Genomic DNA, 23,792 nt, shown 5'->3' with positions numbered 1-23,792 from the left:
TTCACTTTATATTTACTTCCTAATAAATACCCTCGTGTCCCATTCGTTTGACAATATAGTTAGCCCCGAGGACAAGAACGAGTCCAACCACCCCTTTAAACATCCCAACGGTTACACCGATACTAATTTGGCCTTGCAAAATACCGTGAGTATAGGCATACGTATCAAACACTTCCGCTGTTGACATGACAAGTGGGTTCATCATCAGCAATATTTGCTCAAAGCCTACATCGGCCATATTTCCTAAGCGAAGAATAAGCAGAATAATAATGGTCGGTCGAATCGCGGGAAGTGTAATATGCCAGATTTGCCGGAAGCGACTTGCCCCATCAATCACCGCGGCTTCATACCTAGATGGGTCCACGCCAGCTATTGCTGCTAGGAAAATAATCGTTCCCCAGCCAAGCTCCTTCCAAATATTCTGAGCCGTGATGATACCCCAAAAATAGTTAGCGTTTGACAAAAAAGAAATTCGATCAAACCCTAGTGTATGAATTAATTTATTTAAGACACCAATGTCAGTTGATAACATAAACGCAGTTAAACTTGCAACTACAACCCAGGAAATGAAATGGGGTAAATAGACAATCGATTGATTTAGACGCTTAAACAGACCATGGCGTACTTCATTTAACATAATGGAGAGAACGATTGGCAATGGAAAGAAGAATATTAAGCTAAGTACATTTATAACAAACGTATTGCGAAGCATAATATAAAAATTTGTGCTTCCAAATAACTCTCTAAAATGCTGTAGCCCCACCCATTCGCTGCCCCAAAATCCAACATAGGCATTGTAATCCTTAAAAGCGATTAACAGCCCCCACATTGGGCCAATTCTAAAAATAAGAAAATAGAGTAAGCCAGGTAGCAGTAACAGATATATCCACTTATGAGCTACGATTCTACTCCATAACGTACTACGAGAGATTGCTATTATGTCACTCTTTGGACTAGGTGATTTTCGCTCCAATTTGACCCCTCCCTATCTGTTATTTTTATAAGTTACTCAATCAGGATCGCTTCAAATAACTCTAGGCTTGGGACAATCACTGACGAATACTCGTCTTCTTTTGAAATGGAGTAGTCATCTCCTGCTGTTAATGATCGGGCTGATGTAAAAGACCCCCTCACCTTTATTTGAATATTTTCTACCTTAATCGTTTCAGTCAAAGGCTTGCCTTGAGTTCCTACTGCATTTAATAAATGAATAAAATATCCACCAGACTCTCGGCTAGCTATGAGGCATTCAACCCCTGCAGGAGCTTCACACTCCAGTGTTAAGTGACCACAAAAACGTTTGACCAAGCCAGCTATTAACGGCTTATATTCAGGTACCCCCATCAAATGATAGAGTTTGTCAGGACTCCATGGAAGATACGCAACTGACCCCTTTCCATACGAATGAATCGTTAACCCTGGGAAATCAGACACTTCGTCCCAATATGCGAACTCAGGAGTCGTATTGAGCACGCTAGGAATCCCATGTAAGTCTGCACACACTGTTTTGCTAGCAGCCGTGTTTCGTTCAACAGTTTTTAAGAAATCGCCTGTGAACATGAGTAGATCTGTTTGAGGATCATCTCCTAATAGAAGTTGATCATCAAGCATCAAATACGTGTACGAGTTTTGTGTAGATTCTTTCACCTCTCGGGCAATACATTTTAATGCCTGCTCAGATCTTCGTTGTCCTTCACTGTCGTAAAGACCTGTTTCATAGGTAGAGATGATATGTCCACCTGACTCCACATATTTGTCTAGTAGCAAAGCTTCCTCATCACTCATGGCTGCAACATTAGGAAGGATGATACATGAATAGTCTTGTAGTTTCTCCAAGGACAAACACCCTTCATGAAGAACAGTAAATGAAATATGACTCTCAGCGATAATTTCGTACATACCTCGATAGTGGGCTTGCCAACGATCTACTGGATTTTCTTTCCCGTAAAAATCTGCCGTTCGTTGAGAATAAATAATCGCAACATCTGCTAAAGGCGTCATAGCATTGTACTCATGCTCAAATGTCTTTAGATAGTTATATATTTTTTTGGTCATAGGCAAGGCTTGCTTATCGTTCTGATCAAAAGTCCCACTAAGAGCTACAAATGGGGCTCCTCCATTTGCTGCAATTTGCATTAAATCATATCCAAACTGGACAGCAGGCTGGGCAGATCTACGGCTGAAAATTGATTTTGAATAACTTAAAATGATAGATGTTTGTTTAATATGGTTTCCAATTTTCACTTCTTCTCCCGCCCAATACGTCCACTTAGGGAAAGGTCGATCTAAAAAGTTAAAAGCTTCACTTGTAATACAACCATTGCTTTTAGAAAACATCGCTGTGTGCCATCCACTTTCACGAATCCCTTTATAGGAATCCGATGTTATATTCGTATCAATCGTCAGCACAGTCCCTGGTGAAACGCTATCGACAAAGTCCGCTAACCGGCGATTATAATCAGCATGGCGTGTATATCGATAATTCACATAAGCTCTCCAAGCTGGGTCCTCCCAATTCTCTGCTTTGGGTAGCTCGAATCCAGTTTGTTCTTTGAATAATGATTGACAACGCTTACAATGGCACCTTAAATAATTAAAGGCATTAAAGAAGATTCCATCGACTGGATAAGTGTTTAAGAGCTCTTCTAATACGCGAAAGTTATAGCTTTCCCAATAGGGGCCGGTTGGACAGGTGGTTAACATCTCCCAATGCTTGATCACCTCACCGGCAGAATCTCGTCTAAACCAGTCAGGATGTGCCTCTAACAAATGGGGATGACTTTTACTGACATCCATCCTTACTAATACCTTTATATTTGCTTTATGCGCAGAAGCAATCACTTCACCTAGGAAATCTCCTTGCATGAATTCATTCACTTTCTGATTGGGATTGGTTGTTGGATACCAAGCAACAATCCCCCCACCATTAACCAAAATCGCATTCGCGCCATAGTCTTTTACTTCTTCAATCATCGCTTCCACATTTAAATCAATCGCATCAATTTTTCGCAGGTTCGGTTGAAGCAGACGAAATCTAGTTTTCCAAAAACTCGGGTCCTTTTGATATGTGAGTTTGTCCATCCCTTCACCTCATCTCGATCACATAAGCATCGTATCTCTGGAGCTGATCAACCTGGAATGTAATGGTTGAATGACTGGAATCAGCTTCAAAGGCGATCGTTTTTTTACTGTTCAAATGAATAATGTTAGTTGGCACATCTTCAAGATGTAACTCTATTTGAATCGGACCAATTGGTATAGGTTCCATATATGTGACACCATTAAATCCAGATAGGTTTAAAAGCTGCACTACATACTGGCCTTTGGCTGTGCGGTTTATGAACATTTCCACAGAGCCAGGCGCATCAGCCTTAAGAATGGAACGATATTCAAGCTGATTCAGGATTCTATCAAACAGTTGTTTATGATCCTCATAACCATGCTGATAATACAACGTGCCTGGTTGCCAAGTGAGATAGGCATTTGCTCCATACTCCGTGTGAGCAATACCCGCCCCGTGAAACTCACTCAGCTTATGGTTATACGCTCGCTCTGGAGGGCCAAAAGTGGACGGTAAAATATAAGGCAGCCATTTATCACAGTTACTAAACTTTATCATTGAGAATTCCCCATCGATAAACACCCAGTTTTGCTCAGTGTCTTGAGACGATAATTGCTTGCCTTTCGTCAATAAATAGGCTGCATCATTTTCTGTTGTAGTTTTAATAAACTCACCATTAAAAAGAGAACGTAGGACTTGCGCTTGATCAGCCTGTGTTAATGTCTGGCCAGTCGCTACTACTTTCACTCCTTGTTGGTGTAACCGGATGAGCGTATTAAGCTGCTCACCTTCCCACTCTCGGATATCAGGTATGATAATAAACTGGAACCTTTTTAACTTTTCTTCATTCGTAACAAGTTGATGCTGGCAGACCACATCAAATGGTTTGTGCTCTTCCTTTAGCATTTTAAAAATTCCTAGATATTCTGTTTCATTAGACACCTGTGGTCCCGTTGGTTTAATCAAGGCTATTTCTTCTACGGATAATAATTGACCGTAATATTGCTCATTCTCTTCATGGAATCGAAAAATATCCTTAATAGTAGGAAAGTTTTTCTGATCTGAATAGCGATCAAATACGCCTATAATGCAAAAGTCTAGTCCTGAGCCACTGGCTATACTTTCATAAAGTCGAATACTCACTTCTTGTTCGGAAACACCATGGAATCGATATTGTAAATCAACCGCATTTATACAGCAGTTACTAATCAGTTTGTCATCCCACGTATCCTCCACTGATTTCACATTTTCAGAAGAAGAATAAAGCCAGACTGGATGTGGTCGAGTTAATTTTGTGTTTGACTCCTTGCGTACGATGTCAACTTTATAATCGTTATACGTGCTGATTGCGATATGAGGGTTGATCTTTTTCACAAGATCATGAATTCGATCTAACATTTCTTGAGTCGTTCTCCATTGAAACTCCTTATATTTCTTGTACCTCTCATTCGATCGATCGTTTGATTCAGGAAGTTCAAGCTGATACATTTTTCTAAAACGAGTTTGGCAGCTCTGACAATGACAGATACCATAATCATGACTACTATAATCACTCGTTTGGTAACCAAACATGTTAAAGAATATTCCGTCTACCTTATATTCCGTTATGACCTCTTTAATCATTTCTAATGAATACGTTTGTTGATAATATCCATTAATACACGTATGAACAATACCGTTGTAATTAACCTCATGACCTTCTATCGTTCGGTAAAACCATTCCGGCTTCTCTTTAAATATACTTTCATGAGCCTTACTAAAATCAAAACGGGCGATAAAACGCATTCCAGCTTCATGTGTTTTTTCAATGACCTCTCTAAGTAAATCTTGTTTCAAGTAAGGAGTTTGATACTGATATTTAAGTTTTGTTGGATAAAAGGCAAAAATTCCTCCAGCGTTCATCATTAACGTGTTAGCTGAGAACGCTTTTAAGTCAGAGATTAATTGATCGACATTTAATGTGGCATCTACCTCTCGTAAATTGGTTTGGATCATCCTTAGATTGTTTCGTTCCCACCAAAACATGGAGGCCTCCTTTCATATGTTCCGAATCATAATGAGTGACAAAGAAGTCCGCTTTGTTTATTACTCGTAAAGCTTAAATAGTGCATGGGTACCACTGTTCTCTTCGCCTTTATTTGCTAAATCACTATATAGTGCCTTTGCCAATTCCAGACCATACAATTTTAGTCCCATCTCTTCAGCAGACTGAATGGCAATCCCCATATCTTTGATAAAATGCTTCACATAGAAACCAGGCTCAAAATTCTCACTAATGATACGAGGTCCTAGATTGCTTAGGGACCAGCTTCCCGCAGAACCACTTTCAATGCTCTTTAATACGGTGTTTGGGTCAAGACCAGATCTTTCTGCATATTTAATCGACTCACACACTCCCATCATGGTAGAAGCAATGGCAATTTGATTGCATATTTTCGTATGCTGTCCCGCTCCTGCTGGACCTTGATGTACAACATTTGTGCCAAGAGCGGAAAAAATCGGCTCCACTTTTTCAAATACTTCAGAATCTCCGCCTACCATAATAGAAAGCGTTCCACTTCGAGCACCTATATCGCCACCCGAAACAGGAGCATCCAACGAATAACATCCCTGCTTTTTCGCTTCAGCTTCAATCTGTTTTGATAAGTTCGGACTAGACGTTGTCATATCTATAAAGATCGTTCCAGCATTCGCCGTTTGAATGATTCCATCTGACCCTAAATAGATCTCCTCCACGTCTTTTGGGTAACCAACCATCGATATCAACACATTACATTGCGTAACCAGCTCACCTGGAGAATCGTGCCATGTAGCACCTTCGTTTAATAGATCCTCTGCCTTCGATTTTGTGCGGCTATAGACATGTACTCGGTATCCCGAACGCAATAAATTGTGGGCCATGCTTTTTCCCATAACTCCCGTCCCGATAAAACCGATTGTAAGATCCCGTTCTTTCAAAAGCCCAACTCCTTTCCTGTGTTAGCCTAAGCTTACGACCATAACCAACGGCTTAAAACAGACAATTCTTGAGATTTCCTTTTATTTCAGAGGGTTCCAGAATGAGAACAAAAAATGTCTGCACGTTTCAGTTGATTCTTTTTCCTAAAGTTAGATCGTACATCCCATTGCCGCTCATTTAAAAAGGATTGAGATCACCAAAAATTGTATATCAACAAGAGGTGAGAACAACAAAAAACATCGGTCACGGAGAAGCTTTCGGAAGAAAAAACGGTCGTTGTAGAGCCAGTCTTCGGATTCCTAAAGGCTCACTTTCATTCCACTCGGTTCTCCGAAGAGGCAACGAAAAGGCGAAAAAGAAAATGGGCCCTCCTGGTGGTAATCCTTCGAAAGTATACCGCCAGAAACAGTAAACAAAAGAGAACCAAAAAAACTAGACAAAAAGGAGTCCGCTCGTCGTTTATTGATGAGCGGACTCCTTTTTCATTTATTTTTTGGCTGGCTTTGTTTCGGCCTCTTTTTAATGTTTTACCTTGTTCTGCCCAGTCTCTTTTTGTACAAGAATTCTTCATTACGTCGCCGTGCCTGGTTTGTCCTGCATTTCCACTGGAACAGACGTTTCTGCTTTTGCTCCATCCACAAACGGAACAAAAACAAAGCAGATGATTACGATTACACCAATGATTCGTTTCATTGTTGTTCAGCTCCTGACCCTAAGATTTTCATATTCGTACGGTTAAAGGAATTTCTCCGTTATGTCGCCGTGCCTGGTTTTTCTTGTGGTTCAATCGGAGTAAATGTTTCTGCGTTGGCTCCATCCACAAACGGAACAAAAATAAAGCAGACAAGCAATACCAAACGGAATATTCGTTTCATTGCTGTTCAACTCCTATCATTTTCATATTAGTACGGTAATGAAGCGCTTCCTTCATGTAATAAAAGGCCTTTTCAAATAACGATTGTTGTTTATAGTATTCAGCAATCTCTTCTGCCAGTTCTGAATACTCAGTGTAAAATTCTCGCTCCAACAGTCGTTGCAGCTCACTTGTAAGTCGCTCGTCCCTCCCTTCGTTTATGTACAATGCTTCCGTGATGGCACAGCGTACCATACATTCTTCGAGATGAATGGCTGTCGCTCCTGCTTTTGCTTCTTGTAACAAACGAATTGCTTCTGCATTGTTGGCATTCTGGCGCAAGCGAACATTGGCCAAGTTAGCCTTTGTTTTAAGTCCTTCTACACTTTTAGAATGATCACCAATCGTTAGCGCTTCAGCAAAATACATTTCCGCTTCATGTAACTTTCTTTGGCGGACTCGATTCAGCCCTAGTGCCCTTAAAAGAAGAGCGTGCGTCGTTGGATAAGGCGTTGCGTCAGCAAGTGCCGATTGGTATTCTTGTTCAGCCTCGTCAAACAGGCTCAGTTCTGTTTTTATTGCTGCTAAAAGCAACTTGCAATTTAAAATCCGTTCCAAATAAAATTGTTGTTCCTCAAACAAATCAATTGCCTGCTCAAGATAAGAAACAGCAAATGTATATTGGTCAATGCGAAAATAACTTTCTCCTAAACGGAAATAAAATTCGGCTTTCTCTGATTGATCGTGAACGTGGTCAATTTTCTGTTCAGCGATCTTATATAGGCGAAGTGCTGATTGATACCGCCCTTCATAAAACTCATATTGCCCACTCATAAAATAATATAGAAACGCCAACAAGCCATCATAAACCGTATTCTCTACATTGATTGCCTGGAGGCTCGTTGGTTCAACCCTTTTTTGTTGCACATCTTCTGTAAGTAGCTGATGGCGAAACAAAACAAGCGAGTAATAGGACAACACTTTTTCGTCTGATCTTTCCAGCTGATTGACCAATTGGCCAATTTCCTGTTTATATTCTTCTGCTTGTTCAACCTCACGAGAGACGATACAGCTGTACCATTCAACAATTTTTGCGCCCAATTTTTCAGGTGAAATAGAAGAAGCCATAGGCACCAACCTTTCGGAAGTAATTGGTAACTTATCCTGATTATATCCAATCATTTTAAAATTGTATATCATGTTAGCCATTTTCCCAACATCGCGAAAAAAGAAGAATGAAAGCCCAACAACGAACAACACTTACTGTTACGATAGGAAGATACACGACGACTCTACTAAAAGGAGAGTGAATCAAGTAAAATTAGAATCATCTATTTTTTCTATGAATGGAGGTCGTGAAAATGAAAGTTGGACAGGCAAACGACATAACGGTGTTCGTTCAATTTAATCAATTGGTAGCCGAAGCAAGCGATGAGCAGAGCATTCTTCGTTTATTGCTTGATACCGTTGATGCCTTTATCCCTCATGTGGATATGGCGATCGTCTATTTATACGACGAGAACCAAAAGGTGCTTCGGCTTGGCGCAGGCACAGGCGTCTCTGTACAAAGTTTGCGGCAGCTCGCTTTTAAACCCGGTGAATCGTTGACGGGCAAAGTGTTTCTCAGCAAAAAACCGTACCTTTGCCTCGGCAAGCATGATGTTAAGCGAAAAATGGCCAACATCTCACCAGAAAACTGGAAATGGTTTCGCGAAGGCACATACAAACTCGATGTTACGAGCTCCATTAATGTGCCGTTCCTGTCCAATGGCCGTTGTCTAGGCACATTTACATTAAATCGCTATTCAAGCAGCATCCCATTTCATAAAAAAGACGTTGCCATTGCTCTCGGACTCGCCCACCAGGCAGCACTGGCGATTGAGAACGTCCGCTTGCATCAGGCACTTGCCTATAGCGATGCAAAAGAAACACTTGCACAATCGTTGCATGACGGGGGGCTGGAGCATGTCCTTACCCGGTTGGAACAGCTTGTGCACACACCTTGCACGATTGAAGCGAGTGTGAAGGAAGACGAAGCGATTCCGATCATACGCAAGCGAAAACGCCTCGGTTACCTTCGCCCCCGGCAGCCATTGGCGACTTTATCAGTGGTCGACCGGAACATCCTTGAGTTTGCTGCGTTAATGCTTGCTAGCGAGCTAGAAAAACAATATGACGATTATGAACAAGGGCTTCACAGGCGCAATTGCGCGTTCCAAGACCTATTGAATGGAGACTATCGTTCTGTAGAATCCTTGTCCCGCGCCCCTATTTATTGTTTCGTGCTTGCAGGCGGTGTTAGCGACAACATTGCGCTTACTCGCCAAATTGAAACAACAGTCCAAGCTTACTTCCCAAATGGGCATTTTTCTGTTTACGAAGGGCGTTATGTCGTCCTTGCTTCTTCTTGTGCCTATATCGATCAGCTTGCGACTTATTTGCAGCGCCACTATCATCTAGTTGTCGGCCTAAGCCGCCCGAGGATGATTGCCGACGTCGCTTCGTCTTACCGGGAAGCGGTGCTTGCTGCTGAAATGAAAAGCGACGCCCCTCTTGTTCGTTATCAAACCCTTGGCTGCCGCAGGCTTTGGCCTTCTTTAGACGAACAGACGAAGCGCGATTTTGTAATTGACTATTTACAGCCACTCCTCGACCTAGAACCTGATTACATTGCCACTCTTGCGGCATTAATCGAAAACGGGCGAGGTGCCCGGCAACAAACGGCTAAACAATTGCACATCCACGTCAACACGCTCTATCAACGAGTGAAACGGATCGAGCAAGTACTAGACATTTCCTTTCAAAATGAAAGACAGTGGCTACAACTCATGATTGCTTATGAGTTGTATGTGGACGGCCACACAGAAACGCCCTAAAACATGTAGCCCACCATATCCCGTTTGTTTCGTCAGAATATTATAATCATAGACAAGCAAACACAAGTTGAGGTGATCGACATATGGTGCAAACATATTTAAACTACATTGACGGCGAATGGAAACCGTCTATTTCAGGAAATGTCTTTTATGGCCGCAACCCTGCCAACTACGAGGAAATCCTTGGTGCCTATCAAGCATCTACAGCAGAAGATGCGCGGCTCGCCATTAAGAGCGCCGCTGCCGCTTTTCCTAACTGGAAAAACAAAAGCGCGATTGAACGGGCAGATGTCCTTTATCAATTAATGCCTTTATTAGCAGCAGAAAAGGAGAAGCTGGCGGCAATCATCACAAAGGAAGTTGGAAAAACGATGGCCGCCGCTCGAAAAGAAGTAGATGCCTCCATTCAAGCACTCAAACATTTTAGCGGCGCCGCCAATAGACTGGCAGGAGAGACTTTGCCTGCAGGCAATCCCGAGACATTTGCTTATACGATCAAAGAGCCACTCGGTCCTGTTGGCGTCATTACCCCTTTTAATTTCCCTTTAGGCATCGGGATTTATAAAATTGCCCCTGCTTTAATTGCAGGAAATACAGTTGTTTACAAGCCCCATAATGATACTGTCCAAATTGCCGCGAGGCTCGTTGAGTTGTTTATCGAGGCCGGAACACCAAAAGGCGTTCTGAATCTTGTCACTGGCGACGGCGACAAAGTTGGACAAGAATTAGGCGAAAATCGAACATTAAAAGCGATTTCGTTTACTGGTTCTTCCGATGTCGGTTTGCGATTAGGCCGATCCGTTACAAACCGAGGTGGAAAAATGCAGGCGGAGATGGGCGGAAAAAACGCGACCGTTATTTTAGAGGATGCCGACTTGGATAAAGCTGTTTCTGGAATCGTCATAAGCGGCTTGCTGAACAACGGGCAAAGCTGCACAGGAACCTCTCGCGTCATCGTGCCTAAAAACATCGCCAAAACGGTTACATCTAAACTCGTCGAACAAGCAACTGCCATTCGTGTTGGCGACGGGTTTAATGAAAATGTAGAAAATGGCCCTGTTGCCAATGAGGCGCAGCTTCAAAAGTACCTCCATTATGTGGACATTGCTGTCAAAGAAGGAGCGAAGCTAGAATGCGGAGGCAAGCGTCTTTTCGGCGAAGGAAAAGACAAAGGCTACTTCGTCGCGCCGACCGTGCTAAGCGGCGTTACGCCAGAGATGACCATTGCCCAAGAGGAAGTGTTCGCTCCTGTCGTGGCGATAATGGAAGTCGATTCTTTTGATGAAGCGATCGCCGTCGCCAATCAGACAGATTTTGGCCTCTCTTCGGCCATTTATACAACCAATTTGCAAAAAGCCCATGAATTTGTCCGCCGAGTTGAAACAGGAGTGACTCATATTAACATCCCTTCCAATCACTACGAAAACCAATTGCCTTTTGGCGGCAAGAAAAATTCGAGTATTGGGCCGAGGGAACAAGGAAGCACTGCCCTTGACTTTTGGGTTGATACAAAAGCAGTCTATCTTAAACCTTAGGAGGTAGTGATGAAAACAGTTGGTCTTATTGGCTGTGGCGCCATGGGAAAAGGGATGGCTACGTCCCTTTTGAGCGCCGGCTATACCGTTTATATTTATGACGACATGTCCAAATGGCGAGAACCATTGGAAAAACAAGGAGCATGCTTTGTGGAAAACAGCGCTGCTGTAGCAAAAAAGGCAAAGTATGTCTTGCTATCTCTCCCTTCACCGAACATAGTTGCCGACACCGTTGCAGGCAAAGAAGGCGTGCTTTGTCATTTACAAACGGGTGGCTTTTTATTAGATCTGAGCACGACAGATGTGCAAACGACATTAGCGATGGAAAAAGCCGCTGCTGCCAAAGGAATTTATTACCTAGACTGCCCTGTCAGCGGGGGGCCTGCTGGAGCTGATGCCGGAACGCTAACAATCATGGTTGGCGGCGACAAACAAGCTTACTTCAGTGTAAAACCGCTACTTGACATACTCGGCGATACCATTCTGTATGTGGGCGATTCTGGGGCCGGGCAAACGGTCAAACTGTGCAACAACATGCTTGTTGCCGGGATTACGACGCTGCTGAGCGAAACAATGGCGGTTGCTAGCGACCATGGCGTATCTAGACGGCTTCTTGCACAAATCATCCAACAAAGTTCTGGCCATAATCGCGTCCTTGACGTTTTTGGGGAAAATTTAATTTCCGGCTCATACGACAATGTGTTGTTCTACTTAAAGCATATGGCTAAAGATCTTGAACTCTACATGGCATTGTCGCAAGATTCGCGCAAACCCCAGCATGCTGCTGGCACTGTCAACCAGCTCTACCGCTCAGCGCTCCATCAAGGCAAAGGCGATAAAGACGCCACTGCTGTTTACTAATTACCTGGAAATGATTCTGCACCATCGATTTCCCTATTCATAAGAAAGGCGGGAACTATGAATAAACAAAAACGTTTCCTCACCGACTGGCGACTTCACTTACTCGTCTTAGGCATTGTTGTCGTTGCTGAAATGATTGGCGTGATTGAAATTCGCTTAGGAGCAGGAATGATCATGCTCTTGCCGATGCTGTTTGCCCTTGTATTCGGTTTAGCCTTGTATTTCACGCCACTCGTGAAAGAAACACAGTCCAAACATGCAGAGCCAATCATTACGCTCAGTGTAGCGCTACTGATCGCCAAAATCGGCGTCACTATAGGGCCAGACTTGAAAAATGTGATTGCTGCTGGTCCCGCCTTGCTTTTACAAGAAATCGGCAATTTCGGCACCATTTTCTTAGCACTGCCCGTTGCCGTTTTGCTGCTAGGAATGAAGCGGGAAAGCATTGGCATGACCCACTCTATCGGACGAGAGCCCAATTTAGGGATTATTTATGACAAGTTCGGCTTTGACTCTCCAGAAGGCAAAGGGGTTACAACGATTTACGTATTTGGCACTGTTTTTGGCGCTCTGTTTTATGGACTTATTTCTGGTTTTTTAGCTACTTTCACCCCACTCCACCCTTTATCGTTGGCGATGGCTGCTGGAGTTGGCAGCGGCAGTATGATGGCAGCAGCAAGCGGGGCGCTCATTGCTGCTTATCCAGAGTTTGAGACGCAAATTATCGCTTTCGCTGGCGCAAGCAACCTACTCACCTATGGCACTGGTTTATTTGTGAGCGTCTTCATTGCCTTGCCGTTAACAGAAAAGTTGTATGCGCTGTTTAGGCGTTGGAAAGGAGACAGACCATAGATGAAGTCCATCCAAGAATCGTTTATGCTCTTCTTTATTGTTGGTCTTGTTGCGTTTATTGGCAATTGGCTTGGCTACCAAGCATTCTCTGGTGAGGCTGCCTTTGGCATGCTTCTTCTAATCGTGATTGCCTGTGTTGGGCAAGCTCTTGGAAAGTTGCTGCCTTTCCCTATTCCAAGTGTCGTTTATATCATTGTCATCGGCATTATATTGTCTTTACCAGAGACGCCGTGGGGCCCAGTCGTCATTGAGCTCACAGCCCACATCCAATTGCTCTCTATTGCCACGCCTATACTCGCTTATGCCGGTATTGCCATAGGCCGTTCATGGGCTGACTTTGCGGCGATCGGTTGGAAAGCAATGGTCGTTTGTTTGCTCGTTCTTTTTGGTACACTAATTGGCTCAGCGATTATCGCTGAAATCGTCTTGCGTTATCAAGGAATCATCTAAAAATGGCAAAAATAGCGATTCCCATGTATAGACGTTTCGTTAGTGGATATACTAATTAACACGTATCCCCCACCTGCCGTCGGACATTCCGGCGGCTTTTTTATGCATAAAAAAGCTGCCACTATAGGCAGCTTCTAGATAAACATTTCCCTTTACCGCGCTCAGATGCTTTGAAATTTCCTGGACAAGAACATCATTGCTCCTGTCCCTTCGATTTATTAACATCTTCCCTCGTCTGGCAAGCGCTTCTATTGGTCAAGCAACTTCTTTCTTAAAACAAACCTAGCCATTTTTTTCGTTTTTTGACAACCCGTTCTGGCGGCTCAAGGTACACATGCTTGTCTTCCGCAATAAGCCGGGCATTTTCTTGATAGCTGTAAACAAGGTCTCGGCCGTAGTGTTCCTCCAATACGTGGAACGCTTCCTGCATTCGGAATGTGCGATTCACTAAATTGTGGGCATCTGAAGCTAGCACGTGGACAAGGTTGGCTTCGACAAGCTCTCTGCTAAAGGTAGCAATATCCTTGCCAAAGTAGCCTGTCACGCTGGAAGACGTAAGCTGGGTAAGAGCGCCATTTTTCACCAGTTCATAGAGCTTATCTGGATCTTCCTTGAATACTTTATTCCGTTCTGGATGGGCGATCACAGGAATATACCCTTCACTGCCAATTTCATAAAGCAGCCTTGCCGCATAAGCCGGCACTTCTGAACTCGGGAATTCAATCAGTACATATTTGCTGTCGGCCAGTGCAAGACCGCTCCCGCTAGCCAGTCCCTGAGTCATTTCGCCATAAAGGCGGAGTTCTTGCCCAGGCCGAATGATTAACTCTATGCCTGCAGCCTCTAAATCATTGTTTAAGGCATCTACTGCTTTACGGACGGAAGAACCATCATTTTGAAAAGACGGGTGTTGGTGATGGGGGGTGGCAATGATTTCAGAAATCCCTTCTTTTACAGCTTCGCGAGCCATCGCCAAGCTATCTTCGCTTGTTTGCGCCCCATCGTCTAGACCAGGGAGAATATGGCAATGGATATCGATCATTTGCTTCCCCTCCTTTCATCATGCTAGCTGGCTCAACTGGCAAAAGCAATCGCGATTTTTTCGTTATTTGTAATAATAATAGGTTGTATCATCAATGGGTTTATTGTTTAACACAACGCCAAGCAAATGAGCATTCGCCTTGACGAGGTTTTCTTTCGTTTTTTGCAACTGCTCCCTGTCCGTCTTGCCGCTTGATGTAACAATGATGGTGCCATCGACTTTGTTGGCAAGGATTTGCGCATCGGCAACAGCCATGACAGGAGGCGTGTCCAAAATAACCATATCAAATTTTTCTCTTGCTTCTTGCAATACAAGCTCCATCATTTTGGAGTTTAACAATTCTGCCGGGTTAGGTGGGATCGGGCCGCAAGTCAACAGGGACACATTCTCGACGTTTGTTTCCTGAATCACATCGTCCTGCTTTTGTTGACGTGTCAGCACATTCGTCAACCCACGGTTGTTCATGAGCCCAAATGTATAATGAGCCGTCGGCTTTCTCATATCTGCATCAATAAGCAAAACCGTTTGCCCATTTTGGGCGATGACAACGGCTAAGTTCGATGCAGTGGTTGACTTCCCTTCCCCAGGGCCGGCAGATGTGACAAGCAGCGATTTAATTTCCGTGTCAACTGCCGAATATTCAATGTTTGTCCGGATCGTACGGTATTGTTCAGTAATAGGTGAACGTCGATTTACATCGGCAATCAGTTGCCGTTTTTTCTGGATTGGCTTTTTCTTCGCGCGTGTTAGACGTGCCATAAGTCACCTGCTTCCTAAAATCTAAGACGTCTTTTTTGCAGCCGCATCAACGCTGTCCATATTGGAGACCGCGCCAAGCACAGGCAAATCAATGATGTTTTCGATGTCTTTTTCTGTTTTTATTGTTGTATCCAAGTATTCAAGCAAGAAGGCCAAACCGACTGCTGCCATAAGCCCGACAACAAAAGCAATCGCAATATTTAACAACGGTTTTGGGCTGACCGGCGTTGGGTCTTCGCCTATTTCTGCTTCCGACAGAATGCTCACATTGTCGATGCTCATAATATCGGGAATTTGCTCTTGAAATACAGTCGCAATGCTATTCGTCAAAAGTGTGGCATCAGCTGGACTTGCTGACTCGACCGTAATCGTCACCACCTGTGAGTTGCTCTGGCTGCCAACAGAAACGGCCGCTTCTAAATCGCCGTAAGTCATATCAAGCCCTTCAGCCTCAATGACTTCATTTAAAATTCTTGGACTTTTAATAATCTCGCTATATGTATCGATTAGTTCAAGATTGTTACGGACGACTTGCTGGTTTAGTTGCCCTTCTGGAACGGCCTGGTTCACAAGAAGCTGTGTAGACCGTTCGTACATAGGCGTCAGTACAAACGAGCTAATAATCGCGCTCACAAGCATAGCAAAGAACGGAATGGCCACAAGGAGCCGCCATCTTTGTTTCAATGTTTGAAAGATTTCTTTCAAACTTATGGTTTCTTCCATTTGTTTATATACCTCCTAGACGTCACTTCCCTGACTCTTTACGAATTATATCATAATTTGCAAAGAAATTACCCTGAAATCTAGCTTATCTCAAAGAAACTTTAGTCCTCCGTTATCTTACTTTTCCGTCAATTAGTAGGTCTTTAGCACCGTGACCCATAACCCGATTCTATTTATTTTATTTTTCACTTAAAAATACAAAAAGATAGGCTTGTGGAATGGTAGTAAATTAATTATCCTATTAAGAAAGTAGTTGCCTAATTCCATATCTTCAATTAGAAAGGCGTTATTCTTATTATGAAAAAGAAAACCGTTTTAAAAGTCATTGCCCTTCTTTTCGGGCTCCTGTTTCTGAGCGTGATTGGTTACGGTATCTATTTGTACAACGACATTCGCCATACAGCCAATGAAATGTATGACCCTCTTCCAAACCGCGAAGGCGCTTCTCCGCTTCGCCCCGCTAGCCTTCAAGTCGGAGAACCAATGTCGATTCTTCTCACTGGGGTGGATTTAACGGAAGGCCGCGAAGACGAAGTTGTTGGCCGAGCCGACTCGATTATGGTACTAACGTTAAACCCGGCAGAAGGGACAACGAAAATGCTTAGCATTCCTCGTGATACCCGAGCAGAGATTGTTGGCCGCGGCACGGTGGAGAAAATCAACCATGCCCATGCATATGGCGGCGCACAAATGCTGATTGATTCGATTGAAGAAGCGTATGGCATACCAATTGACCATTACGCTAGTATCAATATGGCTGGATTTGAACGTTTAATTGATGCTTTTGGTGGCATCACGGTTTACAATGATTTTGAGTTTGAGATGGATGGTTCTCATTTCCCAGAAGGAACGATTGAGTTAAACGGGGAAGAGGCGCTTAAGTACACACGTATGCGCTATGACGATCCTCGCGGTGATGCCGGACGAGCAAACCGACAACGAGACATTATTGACGCCCTCATGCAAGAGTCCGCCTCTCTCGGCTCGATTACAAAAGTCGGCGAGATTCTAGATGTGCTCGGCACCACTGTCCGGACAGATTTATCATTAGATGTCATGTGGGACTACCAGTCTGAATATCGCCCTGCTCTCGGTTCAACCGAACAAATCGAAGTTTCCTATACAGGGGAAACGATTGACGGCATTTGGTACGCCATTGTCAGCGACGAAGAAAAAGCCCGCGTGCGAAATGAAATGCTGTCACATTTGGGACTCGAATAAGTCGATTCCTTTATAGAAGGAGGGGATGGAATGCATCCATTAGCAAAAAAAGCATTCTCTTTACAAGCAGCTGGCAAGCTGGAAGCTTCGCAAGAAACATTTGCCGCTTTGCTTGCCGAGCAGCCCAATGACCCTCTTTCCCACTACTACTATGCATCTAGCCTGGATCGGCTAGGGAAAGAGCGCCAAGCTGTCCCTCATTATGAACAGGCGATTGCCTTAGGGTTATCAGGCGATGATTTAGAAGGCGCCCTTTTAGGCCTCGGCAGCACATACCGTGTACTTGGCGAGTATGGCAAGGCCGAAAAAACGTTAAGCAAAGGCTGCTCGCTCTTTCCGAACAGTAAACCACTGCAAGTCTTTTTAGCAATGGCTTTATACAACAACAGCAAGCACAGTGAAGCAATGGAACAGCTTTTGTATACCATTGCGGATACGACAAATGACACTGCCTTAAAGAGCTATGAAAAAGCGATTCGTTTTTACGCAGATAAACTTGATACAATCTGGGATCAGTAATGGCCAGATGCGCTCAAATGTAATCTCATTTGAGCGCATTTTTTTCTCTCATTCTTTTCGCCCGTAAGTGCATCCTTTTTGAAAAAAGGGATTTCCCTTGTGCTCTTTTTAGCTCAAAGGGGATTTCAAGTGGAAATCGTCTATTAATGAATTGAAGATTCTGATGAGAGTACAAAAAAACCGCCTAATTGGCGGCATTAGCCTTTAGTTTTATTTGTTTGCCTCAACTGACAAGCGTTTTGCCTGACAACTGATGTGGCAAGTTAATACTCGGTTTTTGTAGCCAGAGCTTCCCACATTTGGAACGGGCGCTTTTTCTCGTTTATCTCATACGCATAAAACGGAATTGTCCGCTCCTTATAAGGTTTTTCAATTTCTCTGTAAATAAACGCATCGTCAAATCCGACTGCTGCTGCGTCCTCTTGCGTTGCTGCAAAATAGACCGCCTTTGGCCGAGCCCAATAAATCGCACCCAAACACATCGGGCATGGCTCACAACTTGTGTAAAGCGTACATCCTTCAAGCTGAAAATCGTTAATTGTGTTGCACGCATCTCGAATTGCCACCACTTCTGCATGTGCCGTCGGGTCATTGTCATTCGTCACAGAGTTAGTGCCTTGGCCAATAATCGCTCCATTTGGGTCCACAATGATCGCCGCAAAAGGACCACCCCCGCTTTGAATGCTTTCAGCTGCTAGGTGAATCGTTTTGGCTAAATACATGGAATGATCCATCGTCGCCTCTCCTCTCTTTTTAATTTCTTTGTTAAGCAATTCAGATGGAACTTTTTTATATTACTAAAGAAGTGACTTTCTTATTTCTTAAATAAAAATAAGGAGATCTCTATTCCTCTTTTTGTTTAAAAAGGTTCATTCAACGTATTAAAAGGAAAATCTACATCTATAGTTGTTAAATTTCTATGCGCTTGTTTTTCTTACATAATTAACCGGTTGATTTTATCTTCTAGCTCTTTATGCGTATCAAACAACTCATTCTTCAGTTTGCTGTTCTGGAATGGTTCTTCTGAATAAAAAGGAGCAAACGATTGATTGATATACCTAGGTACAACATGCATATGAAAATGAGTTAGTTCACTAAAAACACCTCCATTTTGGCATATTGTAATTCCGTCTGGCTTATATAGTGCTTTTATAGCCTTGGATATAATCTGAGAAGTTTCAATTATTATATTTGCAGTTTTCCTATTTAACTGATCCAATTCTTCAAAGTGTTCTTTTGGCAATATTAGTACATGTCCTTTATTAAATGGATCGTGATCCAATATACAGGATACGAAATCATTTTCATAAACCTTATAAACAAACTCTATATTATTAGCTAATTTACACCCTAAACATTCAGCACTATCCATTTTTAACACCCATCCTTGTACAAAAGGATTTTTACTACATTCATTTTCCGAAAATGAAAACTCTATTCTTTTACTTTATGATCAATAAGTAAAAAGTCGTTCGTTCATTAGTTTCTCCCTTCTGTATATTTCCTTAAACGTTTCGTTTCAACTAATAGATCGAAGCAAATAATCAAGTCCTTGATTCAGATCGATATGAAAGGCCTGATTTAAATGTAAGAGACAATACCAGAGAAGACAACCAAGCCTTCGTCTATTCTTTCATGAACATGCAGGACATTCATAAAGCAACATCATTTTAAAGAACCCATTTCATCTGCCTATAATGCTCTTTTCAAGTATAATAACAGAAGAACTGCAATAAAACGTCTCAAAATAAGAAGCGGCCTTCTTGTACATCGTCGCCATGCATCAATTGTCCCCGAAAAAGAGCTGGATCGAGTATATTCTGCCCAGGAAGCTGCCGGCTTCGCCTCATTTGGTCTTTCAACTCTTCTTTTTGGTTTTTTGACCGATTTATTTGGCGCCCGTTTTATATTCGCGTTAGCCGCGGCGATTCTTCTTATTGGCGCATTGTATTGATTCAGCAAGCGAAAAGAACTCTATTTGCATCAGGTCGTTCAAACAGAAGAGCATGAATCAACTTAATTTCCTCATGAAACTTCAGGTTCGTTTGGCGCCCTCAATACTAAGCAAGGCTTCCCCTTACAAACGCGAGGAAGCCTTGTTGCTTTATAGGGGACGGGCGAACCTAGAGAGGCAGCTTGAATCGTTTTCCTTTCATCGGGATAAGCGTCCCTTTGTCTGAGTCGACGACTTCACTGGTTGACTTGAACATATACGTTTTTTGCCTCATGCCAATATTGAGAACAATGCCAATGGCAACCATATTCGTCATGAGCGCACTGCCTCCATAGCTAAGGAAAGGCAACGCTATGCCAGTGACAGGCATCAGCCCAATGGTCATGGCAATATTTTGGAAAATTTGAAACGTCAACATGCCAGCAATGCCCGCAATGATTGATGTTCCGTATAAGTCATTGCATGAGTGAGCGAGCATAATCAGGCGATAAATAAGTAGAAAATAGACGCAAATGACAACAGTCGAACCGAGAAAGCCAAATTCCTCCCCAATAACGGCAAAAATAAAATCGGTATGGAGTTCAGGCGTGGAAGCATTAGCGGCTTGGACACTATTTAAGAAGCCGCTTCCCGTCAATTGGCCGGAGCCAATGCCTCGTGTCGCATTTAATGTTTGCATTGCATAACCTGATGCATACTCCTCTGGGTATAGCCACCCGAGAATCCGCACAAGCTGGTGTTCTTCTAACACATATTTTGTAATCAGTTCAATATGGTTTAAAAGCAAATAATAAAGAAAAGCGATTCCTGCCCCTGCAAGTGCGGCCAAACTGGCTAGTACTTTATAGGAAACATTGGCCATAAGAATGGCAGTGGCAATGATGACAGCAAGGACAAGTGCGCTTCCCAAGTCTGGCTGCTTTAAGACAAGATAGAAAGGCGGGATCCCAAAAGCAGCAAGCCAGCCGAGCTTTTTTAAATCGGCTTTGAGCCCTTTTTCGGAATATCGTTGATTCAGCACGACGATTAAATGGGCAAGCGTGAGGACAAGAATGATTTTCATCACTTCTGAAGGCTGGTAAATCGGCGTGCCATTAATGCCAATCCAACGCGTGGCGCCTTTATTTTCAACCCCAAAAAATTGCACCCATAGCAACAAGATCATGCCAAAAGCAAAAATAGGAATCGTCAAGCGTTTTAAATATTCATAGTCTACTAGCATTACGACAACCATTAATACGAATCCGATTAAAAACCATTTTGCTTGCGAAAGGGCAAACACATGGCGATACTTTTCATAGTCTTCAGCACTGAAAAACTGGGTGGTTGTGCCTGCGTAAATGGCCATGATACTCAGACAACCTAACACAAACACGAGAAACAAGAGCGTATAGTCAATCCTATCGCGCCATGATTTTTCTTGCTCCATTGATCGATTCAGCCCCCGGGATTTTTCTTTTATTTTATCATGCTTTTTCCTCAAGATTGTTCGTTCTTTCTTCTATATTTTGTTTTTTGCATTTCTGGTATACTAGAGTGAATAACACTTACTTTGTATACCGTGGAGGGATACTATGTCCATTCTCGTTACAGGCGGTGCCGGCTACATTGGCAGCCACACTTGCGTTGAACTTTTAACAGAAGGCTATGACGTTATCATAGTTGATAATTTTTCCAACAGCGGACCTGATACGGTTAACCGCATTGAAGAAATTACTAGCAAAAAAGTGAAGACTTATGACATTAATTTGCTTGATTCCTCTCGTTTAGAAACGGTTTTCGCTGAAAACAACATTGAAGCGGTGATCCATTTTGCCGGTTTAAAAGCTGTCGGCGAATCGGTCGAAAAACCGCTTCATTATTATGAAACGAACATCGGCAGCACGATTCAATTATGCAAAACGATGGAAAAATATGGTGTATACAAACTCGTTTTCAGTTCATCAGCAACCGTGTACGGATTGCCTGAACAAGTTCCAATTGAAGAAAACGCGCCGTTAAAAGCCGTCAACCCTTACGGCAATACCAAAATCATTATTGAGGACATGCTACGTGATTTAGCGACTTCTAATAACAACTGGCGCATTTCACTGCTACGCTATTTTAACCCAATCGGCGCCCATAAAAGCGGCCTGATTGGCGAAGAGCCAAGCGGGATCCCAAATAATTTGATGCCTTATATTACCCAGGTTGCTGCCGGCGTGCGTGAACAACTGTCTGTTTTTGGCGATGATTACCCGACAAAAGATGGGACATGCATCCGCGACTACATCCATGTTGTTGACCTTGCTTTGGGCCACTTGCAAGCGCTCAAAAAAATCGAAACATATACAGGTGTGCAAGCATATAACTTGGGAACAGGCACTGGCTACAGCGTTCTTGAAGTGGTTGACGCCTTTGAAAAAGCGACTGGCATCACGATTCCGAAAAAAATCGGCCCCCGTCGTCCAGGTGATGCCCCTGTCAGCTATGCCGATCCCACGAAAGCAAGAACTGAACTTCAGTGGGAAGCAAAGCGGACGCTTATAGAAATGTGTGAAGACTCTTGGCGTTGGCAAGTCCACCGCAAAGCACAGCTTGAAAGCAAGTAAATAAAGGTCAATCGTTGTTAAATGGAAATGGAGCCTTTCATAGGGAAGGCTCCATTTCCAGATTGAACCAAACCGCCTCAACCGAAAATAGCTTGAATAACAAAACAGAGCAAGCTATTATCGATATTGACCGATATGCCTAGCAGCCTGTTGCTAAACGTAAATGCCCACACAAAAAGCTATGCTTTTCATACGTGTTTTCAATTGCCCGTATACACCCCGTGACTTCCGTTGAGACTAAGGATACACATTTGCAGCTTGCTTATTTCTGAAAGCGGGTATGGTAAGAAAGACGTTTGGAAAGGATCGTTTTTTGATGAACTCGTACACAAAAGGAGTCATTGCTTGTTTGGCGGTCGGCTTGCTTTTGTTTGTTGGCTTTGGCTATTCCATATATGAAGCTGTCTTACATGCCAACAACAACATGCATACCCCTCTTCATAGCAGAATCGACAACGGGGGCATTTCTGAAAAGCGGGAGGCCACCGCAGAGCCAGGCGAACCACTCGCCTTACTAATTGCCGGCATTGATAAAACCGCTGGATCCGGCTATGGCCGTTCAGATGCACTAATGGTAGCAACGGTCAATGCCAAAGCACAATCGGTTAAGCTTGTAAGCATCCCACGGGATACGAAAGTCCAGATTGCTGGCCGTAGCATGGCCGATAAGCTGAACCATGCCCATGCTTATGGAGGGCCTGATTTAATGGTGCAAACGGTTGAGGAGCTGCTTCATATTCCTATCGACCATTATATTGCCGTTGATATGGACGGCTTTGTTGATGTCATTAATACCCTTGGCGGTGTTTCCGTGGTTAATGAAAAAAGCTTCTCGATCGATGGATACGATTTCCCAAAAGGAACACTCTCACTGAATGGCGAAAAAGCCCTTGCTTATGTACGGATGCGTAAAGAGGACCCTGCCGGGGATGCAGGTCGGACAAGCCGTCAACGCGACGTCATGGAAAGCGCCATCACTAAAGGTTTGCAAGTTGGCAACTTGGCGAACATCCCTGCGTTTCTACAATCCCTTAGCGATGCCATCGAAACGGATTTGACACTTACAGAAATGCTCCATTATGTTTCTGCTTATCGCCCTGCCGCACAGTCGATTAAGCAGCTCGATGTGGCTTACCGTGAGGAGACAGTCGACGGCCTTTGGTTCGCGGTCTTGCCACAGGAAGAAGTAGAACGCATTGGCAATGAGTTGCGCACTCATTTAACAATTGATTAAACGCCATAAAACGAGGAGATAGCATGAATATTGACAAACAACCTAAACGTTACTCGTTTAAGACAGAAGCGGGAAAAACAGTGGGCGAATTAACCTTTTTTGAAGAAGACACCCATATGGTCATTGACCATACCTTTGTGGATCCTGATAGTCGTGGATCAGGCATTGGCGCAAAACTCGTCGCTTCTTTCGTAGCCGATATGAAAAAACAAGGCAAAAAAATCGATCCCATTTGCCCGTTTGCGAAAGCCGAGTTTGATAAACATCCTGAATACCAAGAGTTGGCGATTACATGATTTTCT

General features: G+C 43.3%; 23 protein-coding genes. 10 read left to right on the top strand and 13 right to left on the bottom strand.

Translation table 11 applies throughout. The annotated features are described in order from the left end of the window. Nucleotides 1–19: 19 nt before the first annotated feature. From BUC05_RS07775 to BUC05_RS07755, 7 genes are all read right to left on the bottom strand, one after another. Nucleotides 20–973: an ABC transporter permease gene (locus BUC05_RS07775; RefSeq protein ID WP_084140035.1), complete on the bottom strand. Its 954-nt coding sequence runs from the start codon at nt 971–973 to the stop codon at nt 20–22. Nucleotides 974–1,005: 32 nt separating this feature from the next. Continuing rightward, nucleotides 1,006–3,081, bottom strand: a complete 2,076-nt coding sequence (locus tag BUC05_RS07770) for a beta-galactosidase trimerization domain-containing protein (protein WP_073304475.1) — start codon at nt 3,079–3,081, stop codon at nt 1,006–1,008. A 4-nt stretch (nt 3,082–3,085) separates the two neighbouring features. Then, nucleotides 3,086–5,086, bottom strand: coding sequence for a family 10 glycosylhydrolase (locus BUC05_RS07765; RefSeq protein WP_073304473.1), 2,001 nt, complete (start codon nt 5,084–5,086; stop codon nt 3,086–3,088). Between the two features lie 60 nt (nt 5,087–5,146). Further along, nucleotides 5,147–6,019 carry an NAD(P)-dependent oxidoreductase gene (locus BUC05_RS07760; RefSeq protein ID WP_257006641.1) on the bottom strand — a complete coding sequence of 291 codons (873 nt, stop codon included), beginning with the start codon at nt 6,017–6,019 and terminating at the stop codon, nt 5,147–5,149. Nucleotides 6,020–6,590: 571 nt separating this feature from the next. Further along, entirely contained in the window at nt 6,591–6,713 is a 123-nt protein-coding gene (locus tag BUC05_RS21900) for a hypothetical protein (protein WP_255222644.1), read from the bottom strand. A gap of 59 nt (nt 6,714–6,772) precedes the next feature. After that, the gene (locus tag BUC05_RS21895) at nt 6,773–6,895 is read right to left on the bottom strand and encodes a hypothetical protein (RefSeq protein WP_255222643.1); all 123 of its coding nucleotides are present in this window, start codon (nt 6,893–6,895) and stop codon (nt 6,773–6,775) included. Continuing rightward, nucleotides 6,892–8,001, bottom strand: coding sequence for a response regulator aspartate phosphatase (locus BUC05_RS07755; RefSeq protein ID WP_073304471.1), 1,110 nt, complete (start codon nt 7,999–8,001; stop codon nt 6,892–6,894). Before BUC05_RS07755 ends, BUC05_RS21895 begins: the two co-directional genes overlap by 4 nt. A 233-nt stretch (nt 8,002–8,234) precedes the next feature. Here BUC05_RS07755 and BUC05_RS07750 point away from each other — a divergent pair, with 233 nt between their 5' ends. The 5 genes from BUC05_RS07750 to BUC05_RS07730 all read left to right on the top strand — a co-directional run bounded on the left by BUC05_RS07750 (nt 8,235) and on the right by BUC05_RS07730 (nt 13,447). Next, nucleotides 8,235–9,749, top strand: coding sequence for a helix-turn-helix domain-containing protein (locus BUC05_RS07750; protein ID WP_035205997.1), 1,515 nt, complete (start codon nt 8,235–8,237; stop codon nt 9,747–9,749). An 83-nt stretch (nt 9,750–9,832) separates the two neighbouring features. Next, nucleotides 9,833–11,284: an aldehyde dehydrogenase family protein gene (locus tag BUC05_RS07745; RefSeq protein WP_073304469.1), complete on the top strand. Its 1,452-nt coding sequence runs from the start codon at nt 9,833–9,835 to the stop codon at nt 11,282–11,284. A 9-nt stretch (nt 11,285–11,293) separates the two neighbouring features. After that, nucleotides 11,294–12,145, top strand: coding sequence for an NAD(P)-dependent oxidoreductase (locus BUC05_RS07740; RefSeq protein WP_011248645.1), 852 nt, complete (start codon nt 11,294–11,296; stop codon nt 12,143–12,145). Between the two features lie 57 nt (nt 12,146–12,202). Then, nucleotides 12,203–12,997: a DUF3100 domain-containing protein gene (locus BUC05_RS07735; RefSeq protein WP_011248646.1), complete on the top strand. Its 795-nt coding sequence runs from the start codon at nt 12,203–12,205 to the stop codon at nt 12,995–12,997. Next, nucleotides 12,998–13,447: a hypothetical protein gene (locus BUC05_RS07730; protein ID WP_035205992.1), complete on the top strand. Its 450-nt coding sequence runs from the start codon at nt 12,998–13,000 to the stop codon at nt 13,445–13,447. Nucleotides 13,448–13,718: 271 nt separating this feature from the next. Here BUC05_RS07730 and BUC05_RS07725 read toward each other — a convergent pair whose 3' ends face one another. The 3 genes from BUC05_RS07725 to BUC05_RS07715 all read right to left on the bottom strand — a co-directional run bounded on the left by BUC05_RS07725 (nt 13,719) and on the right by BUC05_RS07715 (nt 15,971). Then, nucleotides 13,719–14,489, bottom strand: coding sequence for a tyrosine-protein phosphatase (locus BUC05_RS07725; protein ID WP_011248648.1), 771 nt, complete (start codon nt 14,487–14,489; stop codon nt 13,719–13,721). Between the two features lie 63 nt (nt 14,490–14,552). Beyond that, a complete protein-coding gene (locus tag BUC05_RS07720) occupies nt 14,553–15,248 on the bottom strand; it encodes a CpsD/CapB family tyrosine-protein kinase (RefSeq protein WP_073304467.1) in 696 nt (231 codons plus the stop codon). A gap of 21 nt (nt 15,249–15,269) precedes the next feature. After that, the gene (locus tag BUC05_RS07715) at nt 15,270–15,971 is read right to left on the bottom strand and encodes a YveK family protein (protein WP_073304465.1); all 702 of its coding nucleotides are present in this window, start codon (nt 15,969–15,971) and stop codon (nt 15,270–15,272) included. A 297-nt stretch (nt 15,972–16,268) separates the two neighbouring features. On the opposite strand from BUC05_RS07715, the gene BUC05_RS07710 reads away from it, so the two are divergent. Together BUC05_RS07710 and BUC05_RS07705 are read left to right on the top strand one after the other, a co-directional pair. Continuing rightward, entirely contained in the window at nt 16,269–17,192 is a 924-nt protein-coding gene (locus tag BUC05_RS07710; protein ID WP_035205986.1) for an LCP family glycopolymer transferase, read from the top strand. 30 nt (nt 17,193–17,222) lie between these two features. Then, a complete protein-coding gene (locus BUC05_RS07705) occupies nt 17,223–17,711 on the top strand; it encodes a tetratricopeptide repeat protein (RefSeq protein WP_035205984.1) in 489 nt (162 codons plus the stop codon). A 263-nt stretch (nt 17,712–17,974) separates the two neighbouring features. On the opposite strand, the gene BUC05_RS07700 is transcribed toward BUC05_RS07705, so the two are convergent. The 3 genes from BUC05_RS07700 to BUC05_RS07690 form a co-directional block, all read right to left on the bottom strand. Continuing rightward, entirely contained in the window at nt 17,975–18,445 is a 471-nt protein-coding gene (locus BUC05_RS07700; protein ID WP_011248653.1) for a nucleoside deaminase, read from the bottom strand. Between the two features lie 200 nt (nt 18,446–18,645). Continuing rightward, a complete protein-coding gene (locus tag BUC05_RS07695; RefSeq protein WP_035205982.1) occupies nt 18,646–19,083 on the bottom strand; it encodes an HIT family protein in 438 nt (145 codons plus the stop codon). A gap of 751 nt (nt 19,084–19,834) precedes the next feature. Continuing rightward, the gene (locus BUC05_RS07690; protein WP_035205980.1) at nt 19,835–21,094 is read right to left on the bottom strand and encodes an FtsW/RodA/SpoVE family cell cycle protein; all 1,260 of its coding nucleotides are present in this window, start codon (nt 21,092–21,094) and stop codon (nt 19,835–19,837) included. A gap of 145 nt (nt 21,095–21,239) precedes the next feature. Between BUC05_RS07690 and galE the strand changes: the two genes are divergently transcribed. The 3 genes from galE (at nt 21,240) to BUC05_RS07675 (ending at nt 23,786) form a co-directional block, all read left to right on the top strand. After that, on the top strand, nt 21,240–22,256 hold the full coding sequence (gene galE / locus BUC05_RS07685) for a UDP-glucose 4-epimerase GalE (protein ID WP_011248656.1): 1,017 nt from the start codon (nt 21,240–21,242) through the stop codon (nt 22,254–22,256). A 316-nt stretch (nt 22,257–22,572) separates the two neighbouring features. Next, the gene (locus BUC05_RS07680) at nt 22,573–23,490 is read left to right on the top strand and encodes an LCP family glycopolymer transferase (RefSeq protein ID WP_035206001.1); all 918 of its coding nucleotides are present in this window, start codon (nt 22,573–22,575) and stop codon (nt 23,488–23,490) included. Between the two features lie 23 nt (nt 23,491–23,513). Further along, the gene (locus BUC05_RS07675; RefSeq protein ID WP_011248658.1) at nt 23,514–23,786 is read left to right on the top strand and encodes a GNAT family N-acetyltransferase; all 273 of its coding nucleotides are present in this window, start codon (nt 23,514–23,516) and stop codon (nt 23,784–23,786) included. Nucleotides 23,787–23,792: the final 6 nt, after the last annotated feature.

Origin of the sequence: Shouchella rhizosphaerae, assembly GCF_900142675.1 — a bacterium.
GTDB classification, from domain to species: domain Bacteria; phylum Bacillota; class Bacilli; order Bacillales; family Bacillaceae_D; genus Shouchella; species Shouchella rhizosphaerae.
The sequence above is the reverse complement of the archived record's forward strand: the minus strand, read 5'-3'. Positions and strand labels throughout refer to the sequence as shown.

Bases quoted from the DNA above. Each gene is read 5' to 3' on its own strand.
- BUC05_RS07720 (WP_073304467.1), bottom strand. From the start codon at position 15,248: ATGGCACGTCTAACACGCGCGAAGAAAAAGCCAATCCAGAAAAAACGG.
- BUC05_RS07745 (WP_073304469.1), top strand. From the start codon at position 9,833: ATGGTGCAAACATATTTAAACTACATTGACGGCGAATGGAAACCGTCT.
- BUC05_RS07715 (WP_073304465.1), bottom strand. From the start codon at position 15,971: ATGGAAGAAACCATAAGTTTGAAAGAAATCTTTCAAACATTGAAACAA.
- BUC05_RS07675 (WP_011248658.1), top strand. From the start codon at position 23,514: ATGAATATTGACAAACAACCTAAACGTTACTCGTTTAAGACAGAAGCG.
- BUC05_RS07680 (WP_035206001.1), top strand. From the start codon at position 22,573: ATGAACTCGTACACAAAAGGAGTCATTGCTTGTTTGGCGGTCGGCTTG.
- galE (WP_011248656.1), top strand. From the start codon at position 21,240: ATGTCCATTCTCGTTACAGGCGGTGCCGGCTACATTGGCAGCCACACT.
- BUC05_RS07755 (WP_073304471.1), bottom strand. From the start codon at position 8,001: ATGGCTTCTTCTATTTCACCTGAAAAATTGGGCGCAAAAATTGTTGAA.
- BUC05_RS07700 (WP_011248653.1), bottom strand. From the start codon at position 18,445: ATGGATCATTCCATGTATTTAGCCAAAACGATTCACCTAGCAGCTGAA.
- BUC05_RS07690 (WP_035205980.1), bottom strand. From the start codon at position 21,094: ATGGAGCAAGAAAAATCATGGCGCGATAGGATTGACTATACGCTCTTG.
- BUC05_RS07710 (WP_035205986.1), top strand. From the start codon at position 16,269: ATGAAAAAGAAAACCGTTTTAAAAGTCATTGCCCTTCTTTTCGGGCTC.
- BUC05_RS21900 (WP_255222644.1), bottom strand. From the start codon at position 6,713: ATGAAACGAATCATTGGTGTAATCGTAATCATCTGCTTTGTTTTTGTT.
- BUC05_RS07730 (WP_035205992.1), top strand. From the start codon at position 12,998: ATGAAGTCCATCCAAGAATCGTTTATGCTCTTCTTTATTGTTGGTCTT.
- BUC05_RS21895 (WP_255222643.1), bottom strand. From the start codon at position 6,895: ATGAAACGAATATTCCGTTTGGTATTGCTTGTCTGCTTTATTTTTGTT.
- BUC05_RS07705 (WP_035205984.1), top strand. From the start codon at position 17,223: ATGCATCCATTAGCAAAAAAAGCATTCTCTTTACAAGCAGCTGGCAAG.
- BUC05_RS07735 (WP_011248646.1), top strand. From the start codon at position 12,203: ATGAATAAACAAAAACGTTTCCTCACCGACTGGCGACTTCACTTACTC.
- BUC05_RS07740 (WP_011248645.1), top strand. From the start codon at position 11,294: ATGAAAACAGTTGGTCTTATTGGCTGTGGCGCCATGGGAAAAGGGATG.
- BUC05_RS07695 (WP_035205982.1), bottom strand. From the start codon at position 19,083: ATGGATAGTGCTGAATGTTTAGGGTGTAAATTAGCTAATAATATAGAG.
- BUC05_RS07750 (WP_035205997.1), top strand. From the start codon at position 8,235: ATGAAAGTTGGACAGGCAAACGACATAACGGTGTTCGTTCAATTTAAT.
- BUC05_RS07770 (WP_073304475.1), bottom strand. From the start codon at position 3,081: ATGGACAAACTCACATATCAAAAGGACCCGAGTTTTTGGAAAACTAGA.
- BUC05_RS07765 (WP_073304473.1), bottom strand. From the start codon at position 5,086: ATGTTTTGGTGGGAACGAAACAATCTAAGGATGATCCAAACCAATTTA.
- BUC05_RS07725 (WP_011248648.1), bottom strand. From the start codon at position 14,489: ATGATCGATATCCATTGCCATATTCTCCCTGGTCTAGACGATGGGGCG.